This is a genomic window from Streptomyces sp. NPDC006435 (genome assembly GCF_040612315.1).
GTDB lineage: Bacteria > Actinomycetota > Actinomycetes > Streptomycetales > Streptomycetaceae > Streptomyces.
On the sequence record NZ_JBEXPY010000016.1, the window covers coordinates 77,650 to 91,247 of the forward strand.

Here is a 13,598-nt window from a genome sequence, read left to right on the forward strand (position 1 = left end):
GGTGACGGCCCAGCAGGACACACCACCCAGCAGCGGCGGACTGTTCCGGACCAAGACGGTCGAGCAGTCCATCCGCGACACCGAGGAGCCGGAGCACGCGCTCAGGAAGTCCCTCTCCGCCCTGGACCTCACGGTCTTCGGGGTGGGTGTCATCATCGGCACCGGCATCTTCGTGCTCACCGGCAAGGTGGCCAAGGAGACGGCCGGTCCCGCCACCGCCCTCGCCTTCGTGGTCGCGGGCGTCGTCTGCGCCCTGGCGGCGCTCTGCTACGCCGAGTTCGCCTCCACCGTGCCGGTCGCCGGTTCCGCGTACACGTTCTCCTACGCCTCCCTCGGTGAACTGGTCGCCTGGATCATCGGCTGGGACCTGGTGCTGGAGTTCGCGCTGGGCACGGCGGTGGTGGCGGTCGGCTGGTCCGGTTACGTGCGCTCGCTGATGGACAACTTCGGCTGGCACATGCCCGACGTGCTCTCGGGACCTGACGTGGCGGAAGGTTTCGGCTTCGACATCCTGGCCTTCGCCCTGGTGCTCGTCCTGACCGTGGTGCTGGTGCTCGGCATGAAGCTCTCGGCCCGGGTCACGAGCGTCGTGGTCGCCATCAAGATCGTGGTGGTCCTGATCGTGATCGTCGCGGGGCTGTTCTTCGTGAAGGCCGCCAACTACTCGCCCTTCATCCCCGAGGCGGAGCCGCAGGAGTCGGGCACCGGACTGACCGCGCCGCTGGTCCAGCTGATGTTCGGTTACGCGCCCACCAACTTCGGCATCATGGGCATCTTCACCGCAGCCTCCATCGTCTTCTTCGCCTTCATCGGCTTCGACGTGGTGGCCACCGCCGCGGAGGAGACGAAGCTCCCGCAGCGGGACATGCCGCGCGGCATCCTCGCCTCGCTCTTCATCTGCACCGTGCTCTACGTCGCGGTGTCCCTCGTGGTCACCGGCATGGAGCACTACACCGAACTGTCGGTCGAGGCTCCGCTGGCCGACGCCTTCAAGGCCGTCGGCCATCCCGTCTACGCCGGACTCATCAGCTTCGGTGCCGCGATCGGCCTCACCACGGTCTGCCTGATCCTGCTGCTGGGGCAGACCCGGGTGTTCTTCGCGATGAGCCGCGACGGGCTGCTGCCGCGGTTCTTCTCCAAGACGCACCCCAAGTTCGGCACCCCGTACCGCCCGACCGTCCTGCTCGGTGTGATCATCGCGATCGTCGCCGGTTTCACCAGCATCAACGAGCTGGCGACACTGGTGAACATCGGCACGCTCTTCGCGTTCGTCGTCGTCGCGCTGGGCGTACTGGTGCTGCGCCGCACCCGCCCCGATCTGCACCGCGCCTTCCGCACCCCGTGGGTGCCGCTGGTCCCGCTGCTCTCGGTGGCCGCCTCGGTGTGGCTGATGCTCAATCTGCCGGCGGAGACCTGGCTGCGGTTCGGGGTCTGGATGGTCCTCGGCGTGATCATCTACTTCGCGTACGGGCGCCGGCACAGCCGCCTCAACGCCCCGGCCGACCGCTGAGGGCCCGCCGGCCGGCTCCGGGACGGGCCGTCAGGGCGTACCGGCGGGCGGGGCCGGCCGTACCGTGCGGGGCCCCACGCACCGGGCCCCGTGCTCCTCGACCCGCCGCCTCAGCTCCCGGTCGGCGGTGACCACCACGCAGACCCGGTCCGCCGCCGCCCCGGCGAGTTCGGCGATCCGGTCGTCGCCGCTGTCCGGTGCCGGGTCCACCAGCACGCCGGGCACCGACGCGACGCCGCGGGCCCGGCCCTCGACGACCAGCACCAGTTCGACGGGGCCGGGGTGTCCCGGCAGCCCCGCCGAGGCCAGCGGGACCAGGGCGTCCCGGAGCCGCTCGGTGGCGGCGCGCCGGTCCCGCCACCACCCGTCGGGCACGGAGCCGACCACGTTGGCCGCGTCCACGATCACCAGGGTCCGTTCGCTCGGCATGCCGGAAGGGTGTCACGGGGCCGCGCCCCGCGTCGCGTCAGCCGCCGGTCGCGGGGGACTTCTTGGCGGACTCGGGGATCACGCCGTCCTTGCGGATGGCCTTCCAGAGCCGGTCGGCCTGCGGCTGGGCCGCCACCACCCGGTTGGGGTCCCGCTTGTCGTACGCCACCGGAAGCATGATCGTTTCCATGGTGTCCGGGTCCACGCCGTTCATCGACCGGCCGAACTCGGCGAGGGACGTCAGCGAGGCGAGTCCCGAGTCGGTGGTCAGCGAGCGGGTGGCCGAACTGGCGATCTTGTACGACTTGGCCGGGCTGCCCAGCAGGTCCTGCGACTTCACCTCGCTCAGCAGCGCGAGCAGGAACTGCTGCTGGAGCCCGATCCGGCCGAGGTCGCTGCCGTCGCCGACGCCGTGCCGGGTGCGGACGTACGCCAGGGACTGGGTGCCGTCGAGCTTGTGCCGGCCCGCCGTGAGGTCGAGGCCGGAGGACTTGTCGTGGATGTCCTTCGGGACGTCGACCGTGACGCCGCCGATGGCGTCCACCAGGTCCTTGAACCCGGCGAAGTTGATCTCCAGGTAGTGGTCCATGCGGACCCCGGACATCTTCTCGACGGTCTTGACCACGCAGGCCGGTCCGACCTGGGAGTAGACGGAGTTGAACATCACACGGTCCGCCGAGGGCACCGACGTGCCGTCGGCCCTGGTGCACTCGGGCCGGGTGACCAGGGTGTCGCGCGGTATGGAGACCGCGACGGCCTTCGTCCGGCCCTCGGGTATGTGCACCACCAGCGCGGTGTCCGAGCGGGCGCCGCTGACGTCGCCGCCCCCGCCCAGCTCCTTGTTCTCCGCGCCGGCCCGTGAGTCGGAGCCCAGGACCAGCAGGTTCTGGCCGCTGGTGGGCAGCTTCTCGGGGCGGTCCTCGCCGAGGGCCTTGTCGATGTCGACGCCCTTGATGTTCCCGTCCAGGCGGCTGTACAGCCAGTACAGGGTGCCCCCGGCGGCGAGCAGCAGGACGAGCACCGAGACGAGTGCGATCCGCAGGCCGCGGCGGCGCCTGCGGGGGCCGCCCCTGCGCTTTCGGCCGCCGTCCTGGGGGGCCGAGGGGCCCGGTGCCGTGGCGTCGTGGCTCATCGTGGTCGAGTCCTCAAATCTCAGTGCCCGGAGCGGACGGTGAAGTGCGTGGGACTCGGGTGGGGGGTGTGGCCGGTCCGTGCGTGCATGACTGACCGTGCACTATAGAACAGAGGATCGTGCGAATGGGTGTTTTGGCCCCCGGAATCATGATGTGTGCACCTCGAACTACTATTCGCCCATGACTTGGTTGATCACGGGCGGAGCGGGTTTCATCGGGGCGCACGTCGTCCGCGCCATGCGGGCGGCCGGCGAGCGGGTCGCGGTGTACGACGACCTCTCCACCGGCGACCCCGCGCGCGTGCCCGGGGACGTGCCGTTCGTCCGGGGATCGACGCTCGACGCGGACCTGCTGCGGCACACCCTGGCCGACCTGTCGGTGCGCGGCGTGGTCCACCTCGCGGCGAAGAAGCAGGTGGGGGAGTCCGTCGAGCGCCCGCTGCACTACTACCGGGAGAACGTGCAGGGCCTGCAGACCCTGCTGGAGGCGGCGGCCGGGGGAGGGGCGCGCGCGTTCCTCTTCTCGTCCTCGGCGGCCGTCTACGGCATGCCGGACGTGCGGCTGGTGACGGAGGACACCCCGTGCGCCCCGATCAACCCCTACGGCGAGACGAAGCTGGCCGGCGAGTGGATGGTGCGCGCCGCCGGGAGGGCGCACGGCATCGCCACCGCCTCGCTGCGGTACTTCAACGTCGCCGGCGCCGCCGCCCCGGACCTCGCAGACACCGGTGTGTCCAACCTGGTGCCCATGGTCTTCGAGCGGCTGACGCGGGGGGAGGCCCCGGTGGTCTTCGGCGACGACTACGACACCGGCGACGGCACCTGTGTCCGCGACTTCATCCACGTCGACGACATCGCCTCGGCCCACCTCGCCGCGGCCCGCGCGCTGCTCGACCGCGGACCGGGCGCGGACCTGACCCTCAACATCGGCCGCGGCGAGGGCGTCTCGGTGCGCGAGATGATCGAACTGATCGGCGACGTGACGGGGTACGGGGCCGCCGCCACGCCCGTGAGCGCCCCGCGCAGGGCGGGCGACCCGGCCAGGGTCGTCGCCTCGGCGGACCGGATCGGCTCCGAACTGGGCTGGTCGGCCCGGCACGACGCCCGCGCGATGGTCGCTTCGGCGTGGGAGGGATGGTGCCTGCGGAACCCCGGGGCGCGTCGCTGAACCGGGTGCCGCCGGTCCGCGGGGCGGACCGGCGCCGAGCATATGATGTGTCGGCCCCGTGGGGGCAGGATGAAGAACCGGTGAAGCGGAGAGGGTGTTGCGGGTCATGCGGAGAAGAGGACCGGACTCCGCGAGCGACGCCCGCCCCTCCGCCCCGTCGTCCGGGCGCCGCCGGATCTCCGGAACGCCGCGCGGCCGCTGGATGACGCTCGGCAAGGACGGCAGGCTCACGCTCTACACCCGCACGGACGGCGGCCTGCTGCGCTGGACGCAGCGCGCTGCGGGCGGGGACCGGTGGGACGGACCGGAGTTCATGCCGGTCGCGGACCTGACGGACCTGGCCGTCGTCCAGGGGGCCGACTCGTACGTGCACTTCCTCGGGCGGCGCGAGCGCCACGGTTCCGACGGGCCGCGCGTGGACATCGTGCACGCCGTCCAGTACCAGACCGGTCGCCCCCTCACCGCGTGGCGCTCCCTCGGCAACTTCTACCGCGACCGGGAGGCGGGCCGGAGGATCGGTGCGCCGGCCGGGGCCGTCGACGCACGGGGGACCGTCTTCGTCTTCGTGCGCAACGCGGGCCACGGACTGCAGCTCCGCCGCGAGGGCAAGGGCGGCAAGTGGGAGGCCTGGCGGGACCTCGAAGGGGCCGGACTCGCCGCCGAACTCGTGGCGTCGGCGACCTCGGGCGGGCTCGTGGAGGTCTTCGCGCCCAGTGACCGCGGGGTTCAGCAGTGGCGCCAGGAGAGCCCGGACGGCCCGTTGCGGAGCCTGCCGCCCCTCCAGTTCCACGCGTCGGCGGGATCCGTGACGGCGCTGGAGACGGCACCGGACCGCCTCACCCACTACTGGGTCGACGCGAACACGGCGGGCGTCGTCGCCCATCGCGCGGGCGCCTGGCCCGTGCCGGTGGGCGGGGAGCCCGGGGACGGTGCCGTCGTGGCACTGCGCGCCCCGCTCGACGGCTACGACTGCACGGTCCTCGCGCAGCGCGGCGCGGCCGGCACCCTGCTGATCGGGGTCTGCGGCACCGAGGGGGAGCAGCACGGCGTCTGGTGGTCGGACACCGCCGAGCAGTGCGCCGGCGACCCGGCCCTCGCCCTCGACGGGCACGGCCGCGTCGTCGTCGCGGTCTGCGGGCGGGACGGGGGCGTGTCCGTCGTCCGCCAGGAGGAGGGCCCCGGGCTCACGCTCCCGCCGCACTGGAACCGGCTGTGACCCGATGAGCCGGTGCCCCGGACGGCCTCCGGGGCGCGGGAAGGGGCAACGCCGGTGCGCCACCGGGGCGTTACCGGTGCGTCACCTCGATTCCATGTGATGTTCTCGTGAAGTTGTAAAAGGTTGTACGACCGGTTGGTGGGATTCCTCACGACTATATGTCGGATATGTCCGTCTTTTTGGTTGGACGTTGATCAGTTTTTTATGTGAAAGTTCTGTGACTTGCTCGTCGGTGAGCAGGGTGGACCCCCGGCGGGGCGGTCCGCATGGCGAATGACAGGTTTCGGTCTCATACCGTTCGACGTCCGGGCACGAAGAGGTGTCCGGACGGGATAGGCGCTGGACCGCAGTGGCGTGGGTGGTGGATGCCTCGTGGTCGGTTCCGACAACCCGGAAGCGGGATCGCTGGTCTCGGCCTACCGGTCCGTGGTGCCCGTGGGCGCGCGCAGGGGCATCGTCCGCAAGGTGCCGCTGCCGCTGCGTTCCGCCGTCAAGTCCTCGCTCACCTCCGTCGAGGCCGTGCGGTCGGCGACCGTCGTCTGGGCGATGGGCGGCCGACGCAGGACGCCCCGGCACAGCGCCGCCTCCACGCACCGGGTGGTCCGGGTCGAGGGCCGGCACATGCACGCCCTGCTCGTGGACGGCGCCACGGCGTGGGCGGCCCGCGCCCGCAACCTGCACATCCTCGTCTCCGCGCTGGAGGCCGGGGGCGTCGAGTACTTCTGCGTCCGCGGCGCCACGAAGGACGTACCCACGGTCGCGGTGCCCGCCGCGCTGCGCGAGGTGGCGGAGGAGATGCTCCAGATCGCCTTCGAACAGACCCCGGGCTACGTGGGCACGGCCACCGCGTCGGAGTCGGACGTGCGGCCGGGCGAGGACGGCAGATCCTGGCGCCAGCTGCGCAAGCACGACGTCCTCCGGCTCGCCTGGTACGTGACCGACCCCACACAGAGCCTCGTCTTCGGCGCCGACCAGGGGTGCGACCTGGAGTTCTGGACGGAACGGGACGGCCGGTACGAGGCCCCCCGCCCCAACCGCGTGGTCGACCTGGTCCCCGCGGACACACCGCGGCCGGTCGCCCCGCAGGCCCTGTTCGCCCTCGTGCCCGGCGCCTACGCCACCGGCGTCACACGTACCCTGCCGGAGTTCACCCAGCCACTGCCGGACGACCACCTCTTCCCCATCGACGTCGTCTACACCTGGGTCGACGACTCGGACCCGGTGTGGGCCGCGGAACGGGACGCCGCCCGCTCCGGGCGCCCCGGCGCGCCCGCCCCGAGCCTGCACGCCCAGGCCGCCAACGACGCCCGGTTCACCAGCCGCGACGAACTGCGCTACTCGCTGCGCTCCCTGCACCAGTACGCGCCCTGGGTGCGCAACGTCTACCTGGTCACCGCCGGACAGGTGCCCGAGTGGCTCGACACCGACGTACCGGGCCTGCGGGTCGTCGACCACCGTGAGATCTTCTCCGACCCCACGGCCCTGCCGACCTTCAACTCGCACGCCATCGAGAGCCAGCTGCACCGGATCGACGGGCTGTCCGAGCACTTCCTGTACCTCAACGACGACGTGTTCCTCGGCCGCCCGCTCACCCCCGGGCACTTCTTCCACGCCAACGGGCTGAGCAAGTTCTTCCAGTCCAAGGCGCTCGTGCCGGCCGGCTCCCCGATCCACGACGACCTGCCGGTCAACGCCGCGGGCAAGAACAGCCGGGCCCTGATCGAGCGCTCCTTCGGCACCCGGATCGCGCAGAAGATGAAGCACACCCCGCACGCACTGCGCCGCAGCGTCCTCGCCGACATCGAGTCGGTGTACGACCAGGAGCACCGCCACACCCAGCACTCGCGCTTCCGCTCACCCGACGACGTACCGATCGCCTCGTCCCTGCACCACTACTACGGCTTCCACACCGGCCGCGCGACCGTCGGCAACCTGCGCTACGTCTACGTGGACCTCGCCGCCGAACAGGCCCGGCACCGCCTGAACTCGTTGCTCGCCCGCCGCGACTTCGACACGTTCTGCCTCAACGACACGGTCGTGCACCCCGACCCCGAGGCACAGGACCGCATGGTCCGGTCGTTCCTGGAGAACTACTTCCCCGTCCCCAGCCGGTACGAGCTGCCCGACGGGATCACCGGCCCCACCCGGCTCAACGATCGCCGCGTCCTGCCCCTGGGCCTGGACGCGGTTCCCACCCACAACGGTCCCGCCGACGGAGCCCCCCGATGAAACGCCGACGACCTCTGCGCGCACTGCGCCGCAGGACGCGCCGTCAGACCACCCGCGTCCGATCCGTCCTGCTGCGCCGGTTCTTCCTGCCCCGGCGCAAGGGCCGGGCGGCCGTACTCCACTACGCCGCCGTGCTCGACGGGCAGACCGTCAACCTGCACGCCCGGATGCCGCACTGGGTCCGGCCGGACGAGGACGCCCGGATCGAGCTGAGGCGCAGGGGCCGCCGGCTCGCCACGGACGCCAGGGTCTACACCGACCACGACGGGGGCGTCGCGATGGACGCCGCGATCCTGCTCGGGCAGGACGTGAACGGCCTGCCCCTGACCCCCGGCCGCTGGAAGATCCGGCTGCGCCTGTCACGGGGGATGCGCCGCCGCACGCTGCCCCTGCTCCTCGTGGACCTCCCCGTGCCGTACGGCGGCCCGACGCGGCCCATGGAGGCGTCCGCCGCGACCGGGGCCCGCTACCGGCTGGGCCGCAGCGTCACCGGCAACGCCCGGGTGACGTTCAGCCCGTCCCAGCCCTCGGTGGAGGTCGTACGGGTGCACGTCACCCACAGCCAGGCCGAGGTCGCCTTCCGCGTGGTCGGGGGCGACGAGCCCGAGGCCCCCCGGGTCGAGTTCGTCGCCTCCGGACGCCGCCTGGAGGCCGGAGCCGTCCGGCTGGACGAGGGACTGTGGCAGGTGTCCGCACCACTGCACCTCATGGCGCCGCGCCGCGACCGCGCCGAGCAGTGGGACCTGGTCCTGTGCTCGGACAACCTGCGCGACATGCGCCTGGGACGGCGCCTGCACGACGTCCGCAACCCCGGCCGGGTCTTCGCCGTCCGGCAGACCACCGTGACGCCGGTCGGCGGATCCCCCATGCTCGTACTGCCCCGCTACACGCCCGCGGGTAACTTCCGCATCCAGTGCAGCCCGATGACGGAAGCCGCGTAACCGCACACAATGAAGATCACTTTCCTCCTGCTCACCGCGGACGCCGTCGGGGGCACCGAACGAGCGGTGTTCAACCAGGCCGCCGAACTCGTGGGCAACCACGACGTCCGCGTGCTGAGCATCCTCAAGACCCAGCCGCAGCTGTTCTTCCCGATCGACGAGCGCATCCGCGTCGACTACCTGATCGACCGGACCGGACCCGCCCCCGTACCGGTCCGCCGCACCGGCCTGGCCGCCGAGGCGTGGGCCCAGGTGGCCGACCGGCCGAGCGCCCTGGTGGACCCCGCCTGGGAAGCGGCGTTCAACAGGCTGACCGATCTGGAACTGGAGTACGCCCTCCAGCACACCGACACCGATCTGCTGATCACCACCACACCGGCGCTCATGGCACTGGCGGTGCAGCTGGCGCCCCCGCACGTGATGACGCTCCACCAGGAGCACCGCGTCTCCGAACTGCGCGGCGCCAGCGCCGAACCGCTGCTGCGCTACGCCTCCCGCCTGGACGCGCTCGCCGTGCTCAGCAACCGCACGCGCGACTGGTTCGCCGAGACCCTCGGCCACAGCGCGCCGCGCATCGACGTCGTCCCCAACGCCCTGCCGCGCGGATTCCGGCCCCGCTCCACCCTGGAGACCCGCACCGTCGTCATCGCGGGCCGACTGGTCGGCGAGAAGCAGATCGACCACGCCATCACCATCTGGGACACCGTGGTCCGCCGGCACCCCACGTGGACGCTGCGCGTCTTCGGCGACGGACCGCTCTCCGGCGCCCTGCGACGGCAGATCGACGTGCTCGGCCTGCACGACAGCGTCCAGCTCAACGGCAACTCCCCCCACCTGGCCGAGGAGTGGGCCAAGGCCAGCATCGCCCTGATGACCTCCCGCAACGAGGCGTTCCCGCTGGTGCTGACCGAGGCCCAGGCCGCCGGTGTGCCCGTGGTCTCCTACGACTGCCCCAACGGCCCGCGCGAGGTCGTCCTCGACGGGCGGACCGGCATCCTCGTCCCGGCGAACGACACCGACGCCGCGGCCCAGGCGCTCATCCGGCTCATCGAGGACGCCCCCCTGCGCCACGACATGGGCCGCGCCGCCGCCGAATCCGTCGCCCGGCTCGCCCCGCCCGTGGTGACCGCGATGTGGGAGAACGTCTTCGCCGAGCTGGCGAACGAGCGGGCGTCGGGGCAGCGCGAGGCCCGCAAGGCGGAGCGGCAGGCCCTGCACTCCCTGATGAGCGGCCAGGAGGGAATCCTCCGCCCGGCCGCCCCCGCCCCCGCCACCTCCGTCGACACCAAGGAGCAGCGGGCCCTGGAGGAGCGGCTGCTGCGCTCCGACCGGGGTCTCGTGCGCGACGGCGGACAGCTGTGCCGCAGGCTGGGGAGCGAATCCCCGTGGGACGTGGTCCAGAACAACCTGGCACTGGTCGCCACGGCCCTGGAGCACGCGCAGATCCCGTACTTCGTCACCCGGGACACCAACGTCCGGCACGCGGTCGCCGTCCACACCTCCAACCGGGAGGCCGTGCTCAAGGCGCTCACCGCCGCGCACGGCGGCAGCGCGGTCTACGTGGCGCTGCTCAACGAACGCCAGAGCCCCACCGCCACCGTCCTCGCCGCCTTCGCCGAGAAGTACGCCCAGGCCACCTGCCCGGCCGTGCGCGTCTACCAGAACGCCGTCACGCCCGCCCGCACCCTCCGCCTCGCCGGGGTCTACGGCTGCACCATCAACTTCTGGGAGGAGGACGCGGAGGACCCGTACATGATGGTCTCCCCGGTCCGCACCCTGGTGGGCGACCGGGTGCCCACCCGGACCATGCGGGTGCACGAGACCGTGCTCGGCGGACGCGTCTACCCCACCATCGAGCCGTACGCCCACACCGTCCACGGGGACATCGGCTTCCCCGTCGACGCCGTGTACACCTGGGTCAACGGCGGTGACGTCGCCTGGCTGGAGCGGAAGAACGCGGTGATGCGCGCCCTCGGCATGCAGACCGAGGACTCCGCGAGCAGCGCCGCCCGCTTCCGCGACCGGGACGAGCTGCGCTACTCGCTGCGCTCCATCGACATGTACGCCCCGTGGATCCGCACCATCCACCTGGTCACCGACCAGCAGGTGCCGGAATGGCTCGACCTGAACCATCCCCGGATCAGGGTGGTCGACCACCGGGAGATCTTCGCCGACCCGTCGGTGCTGCCGACGTACAACTCGCACGCCATCGAGAGCCAGCTGCACCGGATCGACGGGCTGTCCGAGCACTTCCTGTACTTCAACGACGACGTGTTCATCGGCCGGGTGCTCCAGCCGGGCATGTTCTTCCACGGCAACGGCGTCGCCAAGCACTTCATGTCCCCGACGACCGTGCCCATGGGACCGGCCACGACCGGCGACGAGTTCAACATGAGCGCGGCCAAGAACAACCGCGGCCTGATAGCCGACACCTTCGGACAGGTCCTCGCCCACTCGTTCCTGCACGCGCCGCACCCGCTGCGGCGCAGCGTCCTCGCCGACATCGAACGCCAGTACCCGGATGCGGTCGCAACGACCGCCGCCAGCCGCTTCCGCAGCCACTCCGACCTCGCGATCGCGTCGTCGCTGCACCACTACTTCGGCTTCCACACCCAGCGGTCGGCCCCGGGCAGCATCAACTGCGGCTTCGTCAACGTGGGACTGAGCGAGCACAAGCAGCGGCTCTCCCGCCTCCAGCTCAACCGCCCGCACGACGTCTTCTGCCTGAACGACTACCACGACGGCGACGTCACCGAGGACGAGCAGGACGCCGTCCTGGCGGCCTTCCTGCCCTCGTACTTCCCGGTGGCCAGCCAGTTCGAGGCGGGCTCCCCGCGCAACCAGCGCTTCCACGCCGGACAACTGCCGCAGTGGCCGCTGTGAGCACCTCCCGCGCCGTCCGCCGTTCGCCAGCCGTGCCCGATCGGAGTGTCCACCGACCATGACCCAGCCCGCCGGGGCGAACGCCACCTCGCTGTTCCAGGTGTTCGCCCACGCCGACGACGACCTCTACTTCGTCAACCCCGACCTGTACCGGCTGCTGACCGCGGGCCACCGCGTCACCAGCGTCTACCTCACCGCCGGTGAGGCCGACGGGCGCAACGTGGACACCCGCGACCCGCTGCGGGACCAGGCCCCGGTCGACTTCGCCGGATACATGGAGGCACGCCAGAACGGTCTGTGCGCCGCCTACGCCACCATGGTCCTCGGCGACCGGGAGGCCCCCTGGGCCCGGGAACCGGTCGAACTCGTCCCCGGCGTGGCCGCGGAGCGGTTCTACCTGGAGCAGGCACCGCACGTGCAGCTCTTCTTCCTGGGACTGCGGATGGCGGACGCGGCGCACGGCTTCCCCGCGGACCAGCCGCAGGCCCGGCTGACCAGCCTGTGGGACGGGCGCGCCGCCCGCCAGCCCACCCTGCTGGCCGCCGGGTCCGAGCTGCACCAGCCGCAGGCCCTGGGCCGCGAGGACGTGGTCACCGCCCTCGTGCAACTGCTCTCCTACGCGCAGCCCACGGCGCTGTGGACCATGGACCCCGATCCGCTGCACGAGTCGTACGACGAGGCACGCGGCATCACCTCCAGCGACCACGCCGACCACACCGCCACCGCCCAGTTCGCCCGCGAGGCGCTCCGCCGCCACCTGCGCGCCGGGGGCCGCCCGCCGCTGGTCGAGCACTTCACCGGCTACGGCAACAAGAACTGGCCGAGCAACCTGAGCGAGCGCTCCCACGCGCTGAAGAAGTCCCTGATCGACGTGTACGCGGGGGCCGACGGCCACGCCTGCGCCCACCGCCACTGCGGCGACCTCCAGCTCGGTGACGGCGCCGACATCCGCCGCTACGGCTGGAGCACCCGCAGCCGCTACCCGCAGGGCACCCGGTGGCTGCACCGGCAGGCCGACGGCCGGCTCGCCGCCTACGCGGTCCTCGGCGACCAGGCCGCGGTGTGGACGGAGACCGAAGCCGGCGCCGGACGCTTCGAGGGACCGCTCCTGCTGCCCGGCGGCGACCTCCTGCCGTGCCTCGACGTCGCCCCCGACCGCACCGGTGGCGTCCACCTGGTCGGGCTGCGCCGCCTCCAGGGCGCCGAGGGCCGGGCCGACGTCGAGGTGGTGCGCATGTGGCGCCAGGCGCACACCGGCTCCGTGCTGCCCTGGGAATCCCTCGGCAACCCCGACGAGGCCACCCGTGACTGGCGGCGCTGCCGCGAGGTCGGCGTGCCCGCGGCGGTGGTGGACCCGGCCGGCCACCTCCACGTCTTCGTGCGGAACTTCTCGGTGGGCGTCAGCCTGCGGCGCGAGACGCCGGAGGGGTTCACCGCCTGGGAGACGCTCGGCGGGCGCTGGATGCAGGACTCCCTGACCACCGTGCTGCGTTCCACGGGCCGCATCGACATGTACGCCACGAACCGCACCGGCGGGGTGCGGTGGCGGCAGGAAGCCGTGTACGGGCCGTTCAAGCTGGAGGACCAGCTGGTCACCGGCGTGCCGGAGAGCTGGCGGCCGGCCTCCGGCCTCACCCCCGTGCAGGTGGGCCGCAACCGCGTGGCGCTGTTCTACCGGGAGGAGGACTCCGGGGCGGTGATGTGCCACCGGCAGCGCCCCAACGGAACGTGGGAACAGCGGGTGGAGCGGCTCAGCGACGACGGCGGCACCGGGGCGGTCGCCGCGCTCCGGCTGCTCGCCCCCGACCACGACCTCCTGGTCGTCGCCCGCAGGGACGAACGGAGCAGGCCCGCGGTGACCGTGCTGTCCGCGGACGACCACGGCGCGGCGCGGCCCGACTGGGAACGCCACGAGATCCAGATGGCCGGTGCCCCGGCCGTCGCCGCCGACGCGTACGGCCGGGCGGTCGTCGCGGCGCTCGGCACGGACGGCCGACTGCACTGGGCACGGCAGGAAGAAGCCCGGCCGGGCGCCGCCCTCGGCCCCTGGCAGGCGTGCTGACCCCCGACCCGGGGCCACGCGACAACGG

General features: G+C 72.2%; 9 protein-coding genes. 7 read left to right on the top strand and 2 right to left on the bottom strand.

The annotated features are described in order from the left end of the window. Position 1 precedes the first annotated feature (1 nt). A complete protein-coding gene (locus ABZZ04_RS17855; protein WP_356933152.1) occupies positions 2–1,510 on the top strand; it encodes an amino acid permease in 1,509 nt (502 codons plus the stop codon). 30 nt (positions 1,511–1,540) lie between these two features. On the opposite strand, the gene ABZZ04_RS17860 is transcribed toward ABZZ04_RS17855, so the two are convergent. Next, complete coding sequence (locus tag ABZZ04_RS17860) at positions 1,541–1,939, bottom strand: NTP pyrophosphohydrolase (RefSeq protein ID WP_356933153.1); 399 nt, start codon at positions 1,937–1,939, stop codon at positions 1,541–1,543. Positions 1,940–1,976: 37 nt separating this feature from the next. After that, on the bottom strand, positions 1,977–3,071 hold the full coding sequence (locus tag ABZZ04_RS17865) for an LCP family protein (protein ID WP_356933154.1): 1,095 nt from the start codon (positions 3,069–3,071) through the stop codon (positions 1,977–1,979). 181 nt (positions 3,072–3,252) lie between these two features. Between ABZZ04_RS17865 and galE the strand changes: the two genes are divergently transcribed. The 6 genes from galE (at position 3,253) to ABZZ04_RS17895 (ending at position 13,570) form a co-directional block, all read left to right on the top strand. After that, positions 3,253–4,239: a UDP-glucose 4-epimerase GalE gene (gene galE / locus ABZZ04_RS17870; protein WP_356933155.1), complete on the top strand. Its 987-nt coding sequence runs from the start codon at positions 3,253–3,255 to the stop codon at positions 4,237–4,239. Positions 4,240–4,345: 106 nt separating this feature from the next. Further along, the gene (locus tag ABZZ04_RS17875) at positions 4,346–5,455 is read left to right on the top strand and encodes a hypothetical protein (RefSeq protein ID WP_356933156.1); all 1,110 of its coding nucleotides are present in this window, start codon (positions 4,346–4,348) and stop codon (positions 5,453–5,455) included. A 372-nt stretch (positions 5,456–5,827) separates the two neighbouring features. After that, positions 5,828–7,684 (top strand): stealth family protein, encoded by a 1,857-nt coding sequence (locus ABZZ04_RS17880; RefSeq protein ID WP_356933157.1) that lies wholly within the window; start codon positions 5,828–5,830, stop codon positions 7,682–7,684. Further along, complete coding sequence (locus ABZZ04_RS17885; RefSeq protein ID WP_356933158.1) at positions 7,681–8,625, top strand: hypothetical protein; 945 nt, start codon at positions 7,681–7,683, stop codon at positions 8,623–8,625. The genes ABZZ04_RS17880 and ABZZ04_RS17885 overlap by 4 nt, the downstream gene beginning before the upstream one ends. Before the next feature lie 9 nt (positions 8,626–8,634). Beyond that, complete coding sequence (locus tag ABZZ04_RS17890; RefSeq protein ID WP_356933159.1) at positions 8,635–11,508, top strand: stealth conserved region 3 domain-containing protein; 2,874 nt, start codon at positions 8,635–8,637, stop codon at positions 11,506–11,508. 58 nt (positions 11,509–11,566) lie between these two features. After that, a complete protein-coding gene (locus ABZZ04_RS17895) occupies positions 11,567–13,570 on the top strand; it encodes a PIG-L family deacetylase (RefSeq protein ID WP_356933160.1) in 2,004 nt (667 codons plus the stop codon). Positions 13,571–13,598: the final 28 nt, after the last annotated feature.